This window comes from Cyanobium sp. LEGE 06143, from assembly GCF_015207535.1.
Taxonomy (GTDB): domain Bacteria; phylum Cyanobacteriota; class Cyanobacteriia; order PCC-6307; family Cyanobiaceae; genus NIES-981.
The window spans coordinates 1-13,795 of the sequence record NZ_JADEWP010000050.1 but is presented as its reverse complement, the minus strand read 5'-3'; the positions used below and the strand labels follow the sequence as shown (position 1 = coordinate 13,795).

The 13,795-nt window shown below is 69.5% G+C and carries 17 protein-coding genes; 8 read left to right on the top strand and 9 right to left on the bottom strand.

Features of this window, described 5'->3' with window-relative positions; translation table 11 throughout:
- The 5 genes from IQ216_RS05380 to IQ216_RS05360 all read right to left on the bottom strand — a co-directional run.
- On the bottom strand, positions 1 to 616 hold a 616-nt coding region (locus IQ216_RS05380; protein ID WP_370566615.1), incomplete at its 3' end, for a lyase family protein.
- Positions 613 to 1,308 (bottom strand): argininosuccinate synthase domain-containing protein, encoded by a 696-nt coding sequence (locus tag IQ216_RS05375; protein ID WP_193814652.1) that lies wholly within the window; start codon positions 1,306 to 1,308, stop codon positions 613 to 615. The genes IQ216_RS05380 and IQ216_RS05375, both read right to left, overlap by 4 nt.
- A 78-nt stretch (positions 1,309 to 1,386) precedes the next feature.
- A complete protein-coding gene (locus tag IQ216_RS05370; protein ID WP_193814651.1) occupies positions 1,387 to 1,590 on the bottom strand; it encodes a hypothetical protein in 204 nt (67 codons plus the stop codon).
- A 1,044-nt stretch (positions 1,591 to 2,634) separates the two neighbouring features.
- A complete protein-coding gene (locus IQ216_RS05365) occupies positions 2,635 to 3,192 on the bottom strand; it encodes a hypothetical protein (RefSeq protein ID WP_193814650.1) in 558 nt (185 codons plus the stop codon).
- A 71-nt stretch (positions 3,193 to 3,263) separates the two neighbouring features.
- Positions 3,264 to 5,213, bottom strand: coding sequence for a prolyl oligopeptidase family serine peptidase (locus tag IQ216_RS05360; RefSeq protein WP_228007169.1), 1,950 nt, complete (start codon positions 5,211 to 5,213; stop codon positions 3,264 to 3,266).
- A 64-nt stretch (positions 5,214 to 5,277) separates the two neighbouring features.
- Here IQ216_RS05360 and def point away from each other — a divergent pair, with 64 nt between their 5' ends.
- The 5 genes from def to IQ216_RS05335 all read left to right on the top strand — a co-directional run bounded on the left by def (position 5,278) and on the right by IQ216_RS05335 (position 7,392).
- Positions 5,278 to 5,883 (top strand): peptide deformylase, encoded by a 606-nt coding sequence (gene def, locus IQ216_RS05355; protein WP_186698572.1) that lies wholly within the window; start codon positions 5,278 to 5,280, stop codon positions 5,881 to 5,883.
- 6 nt (positions 5,884 to 5,889) lie between these two features.
- Entirely contained in the window at positions 5,890 to 6,090 is a 201-nt protein-coding gene (locus IQ216_RS05350) for a hypothetical protein (protein ID WP_186698574.1), read from the top strand.
- A gap of 119 nt (positions 6,091 to 6,209) precedes the next feature.
- Positions 6,210 to 6,857, top strand: coding sequence for a DUF3747 domain-containing protein (locus tag IQ216_RS05345; protein WP_228007168.1), 648 nt, complete (start codon positions 6,210 to 6,212; stop codon positions 6,855 to 6,857).
- A 57-nt stretch (positions 6,858 to 6,914) separates the two neighbouring features.
- Positions 6,915 to 7,085, top strand: a complete 171-nt coding sequence (gene rpsU / locus IQ216_RS05340) for a 30S ribosomal protein S21 (protein ID WP_006172073.1) — start codon at positions 6,915 to 6,917, stop codon at positions 7,083 to 7,085.
- An 88-nt stretch (positions 7,086 to 7,173) separates the two neighbouring features.
- On the top strand, positions 7,174 to 7,392 hold the full coding sequence (locus IQ216_RS05335; RefSeq protein WP_193814648.1) for a hypothetical protein: 219 nt from the start codon (positions 7,174 to 7,176) through the stop codon (positions 7,390 to 7,392).
- Here IQ216_RS05335 and IQ216_RS05330 read toward each other — a convergent pair.
- Positions 7,359 to 8,912, bottom strand: a complete 1,554-nt coding sequence (locus IQ216_RS05330; RefSeq protein WP_193814647.1) for a YifB family Mg chelatase-like AAA ATPase — start codon at positions 8,910 to 8,912, stop codon at positions 7,359 to 7,361. The two genes, IQ216_RS05335 and IQ216_RS05330, sit on opposite strands and share 34 nt — an antisense overlap.
- A gap of 32 nt (positions 8,913 to 8,944) precedes the next feature.
- On the opposite strand from IQ216_RS05330, the gene IQ216_RS05325 reads away from it, so the two are divergent.
- From IQ216_RS05325 to IQ216_RS05315, 3 genes are read left to right on the top strand one after another with little or no spacing between them, the layout of a single operon-like run.
- Positions 8,945 to 9,325: a histidine triad nucleotide-binding protein gene (locus IQ216_RS05325; protein ID WP_370566614.1), complete on the top strand. Its 381-nt coding sequence runs from the start codon at positions 8,945 to 8,947 to the stop codon at positions 9,323 to 9,325.
- A gap of 40 nt (positions 9,326 to 9,365) precedes the next feature.
- A complete protein-coding gene (locus IQ216_RS05320; RefSeq protein ID WP_193814646.1) occupies positions 9,366 to 11,366 on the top strand; it encodes an ABC transporter ATP-binding protein/permease in 2,001 nt (666 codons plus the stop codon).
- 36 nt (positions 11,367 to 11,402) lie between these two features.
- A complete protein-coding gene (locus IQ216_RS05315) occupies positions 11,403 to 11,624 on the top strand; it encodes a chlorophyll a/b-binding protein (protein WP_193814645.1) in 222 nt (73 codons plus the stop codon).
- 33 nt (positions 11,625 to 11,657) lie between these two features.
- On the opposite strand, the gene IQ216_RS05310 is transcribed toward IQ216_RS05315, so the two are convergent.
- The 3 genes from IQ216_RS05310 to IQ216_RS05300 are packed head-to-tail and all read right to left on the bottom strand — an operon-like array spanning position 11,658 to position 13,689.
- Complete coding sequence (locus IQ216_RS05310; protein ID WP_186698584.1) at positions 11,658 to 12,134, bottom strand: hypothetical protein; 477 nt, start codon at positions 12,132 to 12,134, stop codon at positions 11,658 to 11,660.
- Positions 12,135 to 12,138: 4 nt separating this feature from the next.
- Positions 12,139 to 12,708 (bottom strand): Tol biopolymer transporter periplasmic protein, encoded by a 570-nt coding sequence (locus tag IQ216_RS05305; protein WP_370566613.1) that lies wholly within the window; start codon positions 12,706 to 12,708, stop codon positions 12,139 to 12,141.
- Between the two features lie 27 nt (positions 12,709 to 12,735).
- Positions 12,736 to 13,689: a Ycf66 family protein gene (locus IQ216_RS05300; RefSeq protein ID WP_193814644.1), complete on the bottom strand. Its 954-nt coding sequence runs from the start codon at positions 13,687 to 13,689 to the stop codon at positions 12,736 to 12,738.
- Positions 13,690 to 13,795: the final 106 nt, after the last annotated feature.

The window sequence follows — 13,795 nt, the reverse complement described above, 5'->3', positions numbered from 1 at the left end:
CCAGCGGGCACTGGTTCACGCGGCGTCGGGCGTCGAGCAGGCGTTCGCGGTCTCGCTCGAACATGGCCGCGTAGGCCATGGCCCAGTGCGCAAGCAACACGGGCTGGGCCCGCTGCAGGTGCGTGTAGCCGGGCACCACGACCTCTGTATGGGCCTGCGCGAAGCGCAGGAGTGCACCAAGCAGGGCATCGATCTCGTCGAGTCTCGAGTCGATCGCGTCGCGGGTCCAGAGCCTCAGATCGGTCGCGACTTGGTCGTTTCGGCTGCGCCCGGTGTGCAACTTTTTGCCCGGAGGCCCGAGCTTTTCGATGAGCTTGAGTTCGACCCATGAATGCACATCTTCCGCGCCGCTCTCGGTTGGTGGGCTGGCCATACCAGTCGCTTCGGTCGCGAGCGATCGGAGCGCGTGCTCGATCGCCATGGCTTCTTGCTGTGTGAGCACCCCCGCCCTGTGCAGGGCGTGTCCCCAGGCGATTGAACCGGTGATGTCCTGCTGGACGAGGTTCCAGTCAAAGGGCAGCGAGTCGTTGGCCTCTCGGAACAGGTCGTCCGGTGGCTGCTCGAATCGACCACCCCACATGGCCTGACTCGATTGCGTGCGGTGCTGGTCGCTCACCGCACGCCCTTCTCATCGCGAAGGTCGGCAGGGCCGAACTTCAGCGCCCTGATCCGCTCGGGCAGGCTCAGCAGGCGGATAAAGCCCTCGGCATGGGTCTGGTCGTAGACATCGCCCATATCGAAGCTGGCGAATGCCTCGGCGTAGAGCGCGAAGGGGCTCTCGCGGCTGACCACGGTGGCCTTGCCCTTGTGCAGCCGGACAACGCAGGAGCCGGTCAGCACGCGTGCCATCGAGTTCACGCAGGCATCCAGAGCCTCGCGCAGGGGGGTGAACCAGCGGCCGTCGTAGACCAGGTCCGCGTACACCAGCGCGAGCTGCTGCTTATACCGAGCAGTTTCGCGGTCGAGCGTCATTTCTTCGAGTCCTCGCAATGCTTCGAGCAGGATGGTGCCGCCGGGGGTTTCGTACAACCCTCGCGACTTCATGCCCACACGACGGTTCTCGATGATGTCGACCCGGCCCACGCCGTGACGGGCGCCGATCGAGTTGAGGTGAGCCACGATGCCTTCGGGTGAGAGCCGTTCCCCATCGACAATGATGGGCCTGCCCCGCTCGAACTCCACGGTGACATCCTGATGCTCGTTGGGCGCATCCTTGGGGTCGGTGGTGATCATCCACACATCGTCGGGCGGGGGCGATGCGGGATTCTCGATGGCCCCTCCCTCGTGGGAGMTGTGCCAGAGCGCCAAGGCCGCCGCAGATCAGCGCCTCAGAATCGATGACGCTGGTTCCTGACCACCACCTGCCCCTGGGCTGAGTCGATCAGCTCACCAGCAGCACCACCCCGGCCAGGGCAACCAGGGCAGGACTCCCGCCGGCGCCAGCAGCAGGCCGAGCACCCCGGCCAGCAGCGCCTCGGGAATGCCCCACACCATCAGCGACAGGCGTCGCGCCACCCAGCCGGCCAGCAGCAGCAGCAGAGCCAGCAGGCCCAGGGCCAGCAGCAGCCAGGCGCCCCGTTCGAGAAGCACGGCACCCCCGGCCCCGAGCACAGCCGAACCCCGCGCGATCAGTTCCGNMCWSRCSMMCSSYTSSAGRMSCAYSRCAYCNNCCSGKYCYSGMKSACMKCSGRANYCYKMGSGMTCRGNTTCSGRMCTSRMSRRSGCCTNCAGRYNCNTCNRCRKCRGCSKGYTCYRSCWGMCYTCKGGNNCYWMGGSCTSGGTKYCGGNGNSCTGGNAGGKGKCNSTSARRKCWYSSMGGMRGNGTGNKCCASCWGCNCKWMKSGYCMCKGCCWNGGNGCCSGWGNGCTGNNSTMSRKGKCNSTGNAMGGCMTYCWGGMMGNNGWGGCCNANGCTGCTNNCGAAGCNYCCCKGCCMRGSCCNNCSAGGNWGYCSWCCMSGSYCYGCASGNNGCCNNCWGGYSGSYSWGSYCGMSGCKGCNCRSGAANNYSMSGGSNCNGCCNYRGCCMGGNAGYCGNSSCMGCTSSKYMRGAWSSCCNNGYKGSCCWSCTSGCCGNRGCMGRSMRTNGAGGSGCKCCAKGGCCCGATCACCCAGGGGCAGCAGGGCGTCGAAGCAGAGCATGGCCGCCATCCGCACCCGGGCCTCGCCGGCGTAGTCGGCCAGGGAGGCGCTGAAGTCGCCGAAGCTGTCTCCCGGCAGGCCATTCACCTGGGTGAAGGCCAGCAGCTCGGCCGACACCTTCAGGGCCAGGTCGGTGGCCTGCAGGGTGTCGCTGGAGGGGGTGAGGTTGGCCAGGCCCTTGACCAGGGGCAGGGCGGCGCCGATGTTGGCCGCCAGCCGCAGCCCACCGGTGGCCTTCTGGGAGCGGTTGACGGCGTCGTAGAGGCTGAGGGCGCGGCCATAGCCTTCATGGCGGGCGCGGCTGAGCGTGTCGGCGCGGGCACGCACCTGGGCGATCAGCTGGGGATCGCTGCTGCCCAGCACCTCGGCGATCAGCAGCTCGGGCTGGGTGGTGTTCTGCCAGGTTCCCGGCACCAGGGTGCTGATGCCCTTGAGGGCCAGCACGGTGAGGTTGCGCCGGGGCAGGCGCTCCAGTCGTTCCAGAACAGTGCGGCTCATGCGGGGTTCGGGGCGGGATTGAGCGCCGGCCGGGCCGGTTTGTGGGCCTGCCGGCTTCCCTTGGGCTGGGGCAGGGCGGCCAGGCCGGGCAGGTCGAAGGCCTCCAGCAGCTCATGGCGCTGGGTGAGGTCCAGCCCCTTCTCCTGGCCGATCACCTTCACCTGGAAGCGCTCGGCCACCAGCAGCGCACTGGCCTGCTGGCCCTGCTCCACCAGGGGCCAGCCCTTGAGGCTGTCGGCGCTGCTCCGGAACTTCTCACGCGCCTCAGGCGCCGTGGTGGTGTCGGAGATCGCCAGCAGGGCCAGGGCCTCACCACCCTGCTTGAGGCGGGCCTGGCTGAAGCCCCGCTTCTCCTGGGTGAACACCAGCTCCTCGCCGGGTCCGGGGTTGGGAAACAGGCGGTTGAAGGCGCTGCCGTTCACCACGGCGCTGGTGGGGATGTCGCCCACCGTGCCGCCGGGCATCCACTGCGAGAACGGCAGCAGCAGCAGGCCCGCGATCAGGAGTGCGGAGCCCAGGACCAGGGCAAGGCCCCAGCGCAGCAGGCGGGACATGGCGAGCAGTGATGAGGCTGAACTGTTGCTAGTCGTCGCCAGGCCACCTGTCCGGGTGCCGGCTGGAGTCGTCACGCAAAGTGACGCCTGAAGAAGGCCTCCGTGGCCTCCAGCACCTGCACCTGCACGCTGCCGCTGCGGAAACCATGGCCTTCGCCGGCGAAGCGGTGCACCTCCACCGGCACTCCCCGAGCTTCCAGGGCGGCGGCCATGCTGTCGGTCTGCTCGGGTGGCACCACGGTGTCCTCCAGGCCCTGAAAGAAGATCACCGGGCAGTGGATCTGGCCGGCGTGCTCCAGGGGAGACCTGGCGCGATAGGTGGCTTCGGCTGTGGGCCAGGGTCCGATCAGTCCATCGAGGTAGCGCGCCTCGAAGCGATGGCTCTGCCGGGCCAGGGCCGCCGGATCGGCAACGCCGTAACGGCTTGCCCCCGCCTGAAACACCTCGGTGAAACAGAGGGCCGCCAGTGCCGTGAAGCCACCGGCGCTGCCGCCCTCGATGGCAATCCGCTCGCCGCTGGCCGCGGCTGCGGCCACGAGGGCCTCGGCGGCGGCGGCGCAGTCGGCCACATCCACCACGCCCCACTGGCCATCGAGCCGCTCCCGGTAGGCGCGGCCGAAACCGGTGGAGCCGCCGTAGTTCACATCCACCACCCCCCAGCCGCGGCTGGTCCAGAACTGGATGGCCAGCTGCAGGCCCCGGCGGGCCATGCCGGTGGGGCCGCTGTGGCCCTTCACCAGCAGGGGGGAAGCAGCCGTGGCGCCCCCCCTGGGCGGGTGGAACCAGGCATGGGTCCGGGCTCTGCCGTGGCCCTCGAACCAGAGGGCCTGGGGTGGCTCGATCTGCTCGGCCTTGAGGGGGGCGGGGGCCGCCGCAGTGTGGCGCCAGCTGCCGCTGGCCAGCTCCAGCTCCAGCAACCCCTGCGGGGTTGTGGGATTGGCAGCCAGGGCCAGCACGGTGCCGGCGGCGGCATCGAGGCCCGCCAGATCGTCAAAGGGCACGGCCAGGGGCTGCCAGGCCGCGGCGCAGCCAGCCTTGGGGCCCTCGAGGGCCACCTGGCCCAGCTCCCAGCAGCCGCCCCGGCAGGCCGCCGCCACCAGCACGGACCCATCCCAGGCGGTGGTGCGCAGGCCGCTCACCCATTGCGGCAGGGCGAACTCGGCCTGCAGCGGCAGCAGCGGTTGCCAGCGCGGCGGCCCCGGCTGGGCGGTGTCGAGCCGCTGCAGGTTCCACCAGCCGCTCTCATCCGAGGCCACCACCAGCGCGTGGGGGCCGATCCAGAGGGGCTGGAACACCGAGATCCCCCGGGGATCGCCAGGTCCCGAACCCGCCACGACGCGCGGCTGCAGCAGCGTTCCCTGCCCATCCAGTTCCGCCAGCCACAGCTGGCTGCGTTGCCAGGGCATGAACGGCTGCTGCCACTCCACCCAGGCGAGCTGGCCCCCATCGGGACTCAGGCAGGGGTAGGCGCAGAAGTCCTCGGCCTGGTGGAGCGGCAGGGGCAGGTGGCCTCCTGGCTGGTCGCCAGCCAGCGGCCCCGGCAGGGGCACGCTCACCAGCTGGTCGCGGCCGTCCTGCTCCAGCACCCCGATCCAGCGCCGGCGCCCCTGGTCGATCAGACCATCGGCGAGGACGGCAGCATCCGCTCCGGAGCCATCGCCCCGGTCAGGCGGGGTGAGGCGCCGTGGTTCCGCCAGGGGGCGTCCCGAGGCCGGATCGAGGGGCAGGTGCCAGAGGCAGCGATCCCCGTCGTGCACGAACACCAGATCCCCGCCAGCGATGGCATAGGCCCCGCCGCCGTAGCCATGCAGGCGGCTGCGCAGGTTCCAGGGCGGCGGGGTGAGCTCGCTCACCGGTCCCGCGTCGCCGCAACGCAGCATGAGAGTGGTGCGCCCCTGTTCCTGGGGCCGCTGCTCCAGCCAGAGCCGATGCGGGCCCCAGAGCCGGGGCTCCAGAAAACCGGCGGTGCGGCCCACCGCGGTTGCCGCCGGCAGGGAGTCAGGGACCTGGCGGGGGGTCAAGGGGCTTGCTCCGGACTGCAGGGCCTGTCGCCCTAAACTGACATCAACTTCACAGGAAGGGGCCTTGGCTCGCAGCTTCGCCCAGATGGCGCGCTCGGCGGAACGCAACAGCCGCACGGTCCAGGTGCCCAAGGAGGCCCTGGACGAACCTCCCCTGCAGATTCACACCCTGGGCGATGCCGTGCTGCGCACGCCGGCCAAGCGCATCAGCAAGGTGGATGAATCGGTGCGAGAGCTGGCCCGCAACATGCTGCGCAGCATGTACACCGCCAAGGGGATCGGCCTGGCTGCTCCCCAGGTGGGGGTGCACAGGCAGCTGCTGGTGATCGATCTCGATCCCGAAAACCCGGCCACGCCGCCGCTGGTGCTGATCAATCCCGAGATCCGCTCCTTCGGCGGTGCCATCGACACCTACGAGGAGGGCTGCCTGAGCATTCCAGGCGTCTATCTCAATGTGGTGCGCCCTGCCGCGGCGGAGGTGAGCTTCCGCGATGAGATGGGACGGCCCCAGAAGCTCAACACCGATGGGCTGCTGGCGCGCTGCATCCAGCACGAGATGGACCACCTCAACGGGGTGTTGTTCGTGGATCGCGTCACCGATGAGCTCAGCCTTACTGAGGAGCTCCAGCAGAAGGGCTTCGACCGCCAAGCCGTTCACCCGATCCGCTGACAGCCCATGCCGATGAAGCCCCTGGCCGGGATCTTTCTGGCCCTGGCCTGCCTGCTGGGCATTGCCGCCACAGGCTCCGTGTTCGAGCTGGCCTATGGCGATCCTGATCTGGGAATCACCCCCACCCGCTGGATTCTGGGTATGAGCGCCCCTGGCACCCTGGCCGCGCTGCTGGTGGCGATCCGCATCAATCGCCCAGCGCCCTGAACGGGTGGCTGTCGGCTCAAGCCTCTCTTGAGGGCCGAACAGCCTTCGCTCTGGCCCCCCGCCCCTGGTGCCTCGGGGCCTGGCTGCATACCATGACCATCGTTCTGGTCCGAGCTGTGATGGAGATGTCCGCACTGCCCCCTTTCCAGGCTCGTCTGCTGAGCAGCGCCCTGGCCCTGGTCGGTGCCGCGGCCCTCGGCCCGGTTACCCCGCCGGCAGTTGCGGCGTCCCTGTTCGAGGCCACTGAGGTGAACCCCCAGAGTTTCGTGCTGGTGGCTGCGCCGATCGGCAACGGTGAGCGGGCCCAGCTCAACATCTACGAGCAGATTCGCGACACCCGCCCTTGCTTCGCCATGAGCGGCTCCCAGCCGGCTCTGGTGGAACCTCTGCTATCCACCTTCGACTTCACCGGCATCTGCGGCCGCTTCCTCGATGCCAATGGCTACTCCCTGCGGGTGGGTGGCTCCGATCTCGGCTCCGGCTACCGCCTCAGCGTGATTCGCAGCAATGGCGACAACCTGCTCCTGGCGGTGCCCACCAAGGCGGGGGTGGGTCCTGAAATGGTGGTGGCCCGCACCCAGGGCCCCGGCAGCGGCTTTCTGCAGCTCGTGTTTGAGCCAGGCTGGGGGCTGAAGCGCCGTGCTTTCCAGGGCCGCCGGCTCGGCCATATCTACCTCTACCGCGACACCTGGCCGGGCGAGGTGGCCGACCAGCCAAGCGCTCCTGAAGTGCCTCCCCTTGAGGCCTTGCCTCCCGCCGATGGCTGACACCCCCCTGGGGGGTGCTTGCTAAGCTCAACAACTCTGTGCCAGCGCTCCCGCTTCATGACCCAGGTCACCGTCGGCGAAAACGAAGGAATCGAATCGGCGCTGCGCCGGTTCAAGCGCCAGGTGTCCAAGGCGGGCATCTTTGCCGACCTCAAGCGGCTCCGCCACCACGAGACCCCCACCGAGAAGTACAAGCGCAAGGCCCAGCAGCGCCGCCGCCGCCGCTGATTGGCCCGGCCCGAAACGGGTACAAACACTGGTTTCGCTCAGCCCGCGCAGCGATCAGGCTGGGTTGATTCCCGCTKAGGTGCCTGCCATGGCTGCTTCATTCCTGGTTCGGATGCGTGCCTTTGCCCTCTGGTTCGGCGACAGCTTGGGCCACGCCCTCGGCAACCCTGACGAGGAGCGCCGCTTCCAGCCCCCGCTGGTGGGCGTCCAGCCCTATGGCGATCGCCCCTACCGCGCCTTCGCTGAACCCTTGAGGGAGTCCTGGCCGGGGCCTCAGGCCCCGCCAAGCCCCTCAAAACTGCGGTAGGTCAGAGCTTCTGCCACGGCTGCCGCCGGGATGCGCTGCCGGGCCTCCAGATCGCAGATGGTCTGAGCCACCCGCAGCACCCGCTCGCCGCCTCGGGCGGTGAGCTTTCTGTGCGCCAGGGCGGCCTCCCAGAGGTCGAGGGCGGCGCTCTCCAGTTGCAGCACTTGGGGCAGCTGCTGGGCGGGCAGCCGGCCATTGCTGAGGCCCCCTGGATTGCGCAGGGTCATGCGCTGACGCGCCGCCTCCACCCGTGCGGCCACCTGGTCACTGGCCTCGACCCCGTGGTTGCTGTGTCCTGCCCGGGCTGGGCCGCGGTAGGGCACCACCAGGCTTGAGGCCTCAGGGCGGCGCATCACCACCTGGAGGTCGAGGCGATCCAGCAGCGGTCCTGAGAGGCGCTGCCAGTAGCGCAGACGGGCCGCCTCGCCGCAGCTGCACTCCCGGTCGGGGTCGCCGAACCAACCGCAGCTGCAGGGATTGGTGGCCGCCACCAGGCTGATGGCGCAGGGGAAGCGGGTGCGCTGGCGCAGCCGGTGGATCCAGATCTCGCCCTCTTCAAGGGGCTGGCGCAGCAGGTCGAGCACCGAGCGCCTGAACTCGGTGAGCTCATCGAGAAAGAGCACCCCGTGGTGGGCCAGGGCCAGCTCGCCGGGGCGGGGGACGCTGCCGCCGCCCACCAGGGCCGCCCCTGAACAGCTGTGGTGCGGGCTGCGAAACGGCCGCTGCCGTATCAGGCCGTCCCCATCCCCCAGCAGGCCAGCCACCGAATGGATGCGGGTGAGCTCCAGCGCTTCCGAGCGCTGCAGCGGTGGCAGCAACCCGGGCAGGCAGCGGGCCAGCATGGTCTTGCCACTGCCGGGTGGGCCCACCAGCAATAGATGGTGCCCGCCGGCGGCGGCGATCTCCAGGGCTCGGCGGCCATGGGGCTGGCCCTGCACCTGCACCAGGTCGGTGCCGCCGCCGAGACGAGAGGCCGGGTCGGCACCGGGTGCCGCGGCTGGGGGGGCCTCGCCCCCCTGCACCAGGGCCACGGCGCTGCGCAGGTCGGTGGCCCCCCACACCGGCAGCCCGCTCACCAGGGCGGCCTCGCCGGCATTGGCGGCCGGCAGCAGCAGCCCCCGGGCTCCCGCCCGCCGGGCCTCCAGGGCCACGCAGAGCAGCCCCCGCACCGGCCGCAGGCCGCCGTCGAGGCCCAGTTCCCCCACGCTCCACAGGCCCTCGAGCAGCCGGGCCTCCAGTTGGCCGCTGGCCAGCAGCAGCCCGAGGGCGATCGGCAGGTCGAGCCCCTGCCCCTGTTTCGGCAGATCGGCCGGCGCCAGGTTCACCACCACGCGGCTCAGGGGCACCCGAAAGCCGCTGTGGCGGAGGGCCGAACGCACCCGTTCCCGCGATTCCTGCACGGCGGCGTCGGCCAGGCCCACCATCTGGAGCGCCGGCAGCCCGGGCCCGATGTCCACCTCCACGGTCACCTGCCGGGCCTCCAGGCCCCGCAGCGCCGCGCTGCTGCAGCGTGCCAACATCGCCTTGGATCAACTGAACGGCAGTGCCACCGGTGTCCCATCCGCCCTCCCAGAGCGCCAGTTCGGCCGAGCCCGTGGCCGACACGATCTTCGGCCGCATCCTGCGGGGCGAGATTCCCTGTGACGCCGTCTACGACGACGCCCTGTGCCTGGCCTTTCGCGACGTGTCCCCCCAGGCGCCCGTGCACGTGCTGGTGATTCCCCGCCAGCCGATCGTCTCGCTGGCCTCGGCTGAGGCCGAGGACGCCCCGCTGCTGGGGCACCTGTTGCTGGTGGCGGCCAAGGTGGCGCGGCAGCAGGGGCTCACGGGCTTTCGCACCGTGATCAACAGCGGGCCGGAAGCCGGCCAGACCGTGTTTCATCTCCATGTGCACGTGATCGGGGGGCGGCCCCTCGCCTGGCCTCCCGGCTGAGCCCGGGCACCAGGCACAATTCGGAGATCTGTGCACCTCCATGAAACCCTTCCAGGCTCTTCGCCTTCAGCTGGGCCGGCTGCAACGGTTGGCGCAGCCCTACTTCCTGCCGGTGGAGGAGACGCGCAGCTGGCAGTTTCTGCTGCTGGTGGTGGCCCTGGTCGCCGTGGTCGTCGGCCTCACCCTGCTGCTGCTCACCGGCACCGTGGCCCTCACGGGTGCCCTCATTCCCGACCTGCGCAGTCGCTTCCTGCCGGGCGTGCCCGAGCAGGTGGCGTCGCTGTGGCGCAGTCCCTTCGGTCCGGCCGTGATGGTGACCATGGCCGCCGGCCTGGGCTGCTTCGGCGCCTTCCGCAGCAAGCTGCGTCAGGGGCGCTGGTTGCCCTGGGTGCTGCTTGGCATCATCATCCTGTTGATCCTTGTGATCAATGGCATCAACGTTGGCATCAGCTTCATTGCCCGCAATGTGGACAATGCCCTGGTGGGCTATGACCAGGAAAACTTCTGGAAAATTGTTGGAATCTACGCCTTCTGCCTGGTGCTCGCCTTGCCGATCAGGGCGATGCAGAGCTATCTCATTCCCAGGCTTGGCCTGCTATGGCGTGAATGGCTGAGCGGCAGGCTGTTGAATCGTTATCTCTCGAATCGAGCCTATTACCTGCTCAATCCGAATGATGAGTCTGCTGAAGATATTGACAATCCTGACCAACGAATCTCCCAGGACACCGCCAGCTTCACCACCACCAGCCTGAGTGTGACGGTTGAGGTGATGTCGGCCCTGCTCACCTTCTTCAGCTTCATTGTGGTGCTGTGGAGCATCAGCTCCCAGCTGGCGCTGTGGTTGTTGATCTACTCGGTGGGTGGCACGGCGGTGATCGTGTTTGCCAGCCGAAAATTGGTGGCCTTGAACTTTCAGCAGTTGAAACTGGAGGCCGACTTCCGCTACGGCCTAGTTCACATTCGAGACAATGCCGAATCGATTGCCTTTTACCGCGGTGAGAAGCAGGAATCGAGGGAGGCCGAGCGACGGCTGGGTGGCGCCATTCGTAATTACAACCGTCTGATCATCTGGGAGGCACTCATCAGTGTGATCCAGCGCTCCTACGATTACTTCTCCCGCTTCCTCCCCTGGCTGGTGATCGCTCCGATCTACTTCGCCCGGGAGGTGGACTTCGGCGTGTTTGGCCAGGCGAGCATTGCCTTTTCGCAGGTGCTCTTCTCGGTCAGCTACATCGTCAACAACATCGACAGGCTGGCCTCCTTTTCCGCCTCGATCAGCCGGCTGGAGGGGTTCCAGGGCAAGGTGGAGGAGATCAGTGGTGCCATGGCGACCACCTTCACCGGGGAGTTCCTGACCGGGCAGGGCGTCCCTGGCGACTCCATCCTGGTGAGCCATGTGGACCTGGTGCCCCCCGGCACGGGCCGCACCCTGATCCACGACCTGAGCCTGGAGGTGGATCGCCATCAGCGCCTGCTGGTGGTGGGCCCTTCCGGCTGCGGCAAGACCTCCTTCCTGCGCCTGGTGAGTGGGCTGTGGCCCCCTGGGGCCGGCACGGTGCAGCGTCCTAAGGAAGGGGAGCTCCTGTTCATCCCCCAGAAGCCCTACATGCTGCTCGGCAGCCTGCGGGAGCAGCTCTGCTACCCCCTGCCGGCGAATCGCTTCAGTGACGAGCAGCTGCGGCATGTGCTCGATGAGGTGCGCCTGCCGGAGCTGGTGCACCGCTACCCCGACCTCGACATCAAGCAGGACTGGCCACGGCTGCTGTCCCTGGGTGAGCAGCAGCGGCTTGGCTTTGCCCGTCTGCTGCTGAACAGTCCGCGCTTCGTGGTGCTGGATGAGGCCACCAGCGCCCTGGATGTGGCCACCGAGCGCCACCTCTACGACCTGCTGCTGGAACGGGAGATGGCCTTCGTGAGTGTCGGTCACCGCCCCACGCTCACGGCCTTCCACGACACCGTGCTGGAGCTCGATGGCCAGGGCAACTGGCGGCTGTTGCCGGCGGCCGGCTATGACGTGGGCCAGCCTGCGAGCGGAGCCTGATGTCCGGCCCGCGTCGATGAGCACCTCAAAAGAAGGATGACCACCCCAGAAGACAGTGCCAGCGGCAGCGCCGCCAGCCCAGCCCCCAGCGCCGCCAACGCCCCCAGCGCCACCACCTCCGATGTGCCCGCCTTCGGCTGGAGTGCCTACGCCGAGCGGGTCAACGGCCGCTTCGCCATGCTCGGCTTTGTGGCTGTGCTGATCATTGAGGCCCTCAGTGGCGACACCTTCCTGCACTGGGCCGGCCTGGTGCCCTGAGCGCCCAGCCGTTGCCGCCCCATCCCTGGCCCGTCAGGGCAGCTGGATCAGGTCCACCTGCCACAGGCCGCTGCGGCTCACCTGCACCGCCAGTTCACGGCCATCGGCACGAATCTGCACCTGGCGAGGCACCCCGGCGGGGGCCATGGCAATCAGCCGAAGGCTCTGGCTGGAGCGGCGGTAGAGCACCAGCTCGGTGCGGCCCTCCAGCTGGCGCACCAGGGCCAGCTGCTCGCCGCGGCCATCCACCGACACGCTGATCGGCTGGGTATCTGGCCGGTTGAGCCCCGGCAGAGGTACCGGACGCCGGTTGCGCAGGTCGATCAGGCTGACCCGTTCCCTGCCCCCCTCGCCGTTGATCAGGGCCAGCCAGGGGCCGCTCAGGGAGGGGTCACGGCTGGTGCCCAGTTGCTCGAGCTGGCGATTCAGGCTGTTGTCTGGCCGGGGCTGGGGCCCAAGGCAGCCCACCAGCACCACCGCCAGCAGCATCAGCAGGAGCCCGCGTGCCATGGGCTCAGCCGCCTCCGCTGGGGTTCTGCGAATCCGTCCCGCCCCCGACCGCCGGGCTGCCACCGGGGAGGTCTGGCTCAATCACACCGCCCAGCTCCAGCACTTCCACCTGCCAGCGCCCCTGCCGCACCAGTTGGAGGGCCAGGCGGCTGGCATCGGGGGCGAGGCTCAGTCGCACCGGCGCGGCATTGGCCGGCAGCGCCAGCCGCACCAGGCGTCCGGTGAGGCGGTCTTCCAGCAGGGCCACCCGCCTCGGGCCCTGCTGCACCAGCACAGCCATGTAGCGGCCATTCCAGCTCAGCGAAGGGGAGCTGTGGGGTTCGCGGCCGCGCAGATGGCGCAGCGGCAGCACCCGGCCACCGGGCTGCTCCTGCAGCACCACCCTGGCGCGACCCCGATGCTCCAGCACCGAGGCCAGATAGCGGCCATTGCCGCTCAGGGCTGGATCCAGGCGGTTGCCCTGGGCCCCGAAGCCGGTTGGGGAGGCCGGCCGGCGGCCGAACCAGCCACCGCTGCAGCCGCCAAGCCCAAGGTTGAGCACCACCACCAAGACCCCGACCCAGAGCTGGCGCACGGATTCAGTGATGGTGTCGGTAGGGGATCAGTCGTCAAATCGGGAGGCGTTGTCCCGTGGCCTGGAGTCGCTCGGTGCGCCTGCCCTGGGGCCCGCCGTCGGGGCCTGCCGGGAGCGCATCGGGCTGAAGTCGGCGTCGCTGATGTCACTGGCGGCCGGCCCGGCAGCGGCGCTGCTGGAGCGGATCGGCGAGCCTTGCGGAATACCCGGCCGCTCAGATGCGGCGGCTGGGGCGGGGATGGGGCCCCCCGCGGCGGGACGGCGGCTGGAGCGGAGCGAGGGCTCGGCTGTGGGTACGGGCCTGGAGCCCCGCCGGGGCTCGCTCATGGCGTCGCGATCGCGGCGGCGTGCCCCGAAATCGGTGGCGGGCCTGCCACCGCCGGCGCTGTAGCGGCTGCGCTCCCCGGCGGGTTCCCGGGTATCCCAGGCCTCGGGTTCGGAGCGGCCGGCTTCAGGGCGAGGGCCCTCGGAGCGGAGGCCTTCACCACGCCTGCTGGCCGCCCGTTCGGGGATGGCCGCCCGGCTGGAGCGGCGCATCTTGTAGAGGTCGTCCTCCGCCTCCCGGTTCGGGATGCGGCGGCGTACCGGCTCTGGTTCATCAAAGCGCTCAGCGTCGGGGTTGTCCCAGGGACGACCTCCCATGCGGGGGCGGTAGGGCCCGGCCGGCACCGGAGGTTCGTCGTCGTCGAAATAGGAGGAGCGGCGGGCCTGTTCGGTGGTCACGCCGCGCAGCCTCACACTTTCGTAGGCGAAGAACACCGTGGTGCCGGCCAGCAGGAACTGGCCGAACTGCAGGATCGGATCCAGCCGCCAGCCCTGAAAGAAGAGGATGCCGCCGCAGAGCAGGCCAACGGCGGCGAAGAACACGTCGTAGTCGCGAGCGAGGGCCGGCTTGAAGCTGCGCATGAAATAGAGCAGCGCGCCACCCACCGCCAGCACAATGCCGACGATGCTGGCCCAGTTAAGGCTGGCATTGACCACGAAGTCTCACCCAGGTGCTGCGCATCACTCTAGGCAGTTGGCCAGGATCAGGCCCCCCGGGGAGCATCTGCTTCGGCCAGGCGGGCCTCAGGAGCGACGATCGACC

Excerpts from the sequence above, each read along its gene's own strand:
- IQ216_RS05350 (WP_186698574.1), top strand. The coding sequence starts at position 5,890 with ATGCCGATGAAGCCCCTGGCCGGGATCTTTCTGGCCCTGGCCTGCCTG.
- IQ216_RS05335 (WP_193814648.1), top strand. The coding sequence starts at position 7,174 with ATGGCTGCTTCATTCCTGGTTCGGATGCGTGCCTTTGCCCTCTGGTTC.
- IQ216_RS05365 (WP_193814650.1), bottom strand. The coding sequence starts at position 3,192 with ATGTCCCGCCTGCTGCGCTGGGGCCTTGCCCTGGTCCTGGGCTCCGCA.
- IQ216_RS05345 (WP_228007168.1), top strand. The coding sequence starts at position 6,210 with ATGGAGATGTCCGCACTGCCCCCTTTCCAGGCTCGTCTGCTGAGCAGC.
- IQ216_RS05320 (WP_193814646.1), top strand. The coding sequence starts at position 9,366 with ATGAAACCCTTCCAGGCTCTTCGCCTTCAGCTGGGCCGGCTGCAACGG.
- IQ216_RS05310 (WP_186698584.1), bottom strand. The coding sequence starts at position 12,134 with ATGGCACGCGGGCTCCTGCTGATGCTGCTGGCGGTGGTGCTGGTGGGC.
- rpsU (WP_006172073.1), top strand. The coding sequence starts at position 6,915 with ATGACCCAGGTCACCGTCGGCGAAAACGAAGGAATCGAATCGGCGCTG.
- IQ216_RS05330 (WP_193814647.1), bottom strand. The coding sequence starts at position 8,912 with ATGTTGGCACGCTGCAGCAGCGCGGCGCTGCGGGGCCTGGAGGCCCGG.
- IQ216_RS05315 (WP_193814645.1), top strand. The coding sequence starts at position 11,403 with ATGACCACCCCAGAAGACAGTGCCAGCGGCAGCGCCGCCAGCCCAGCC.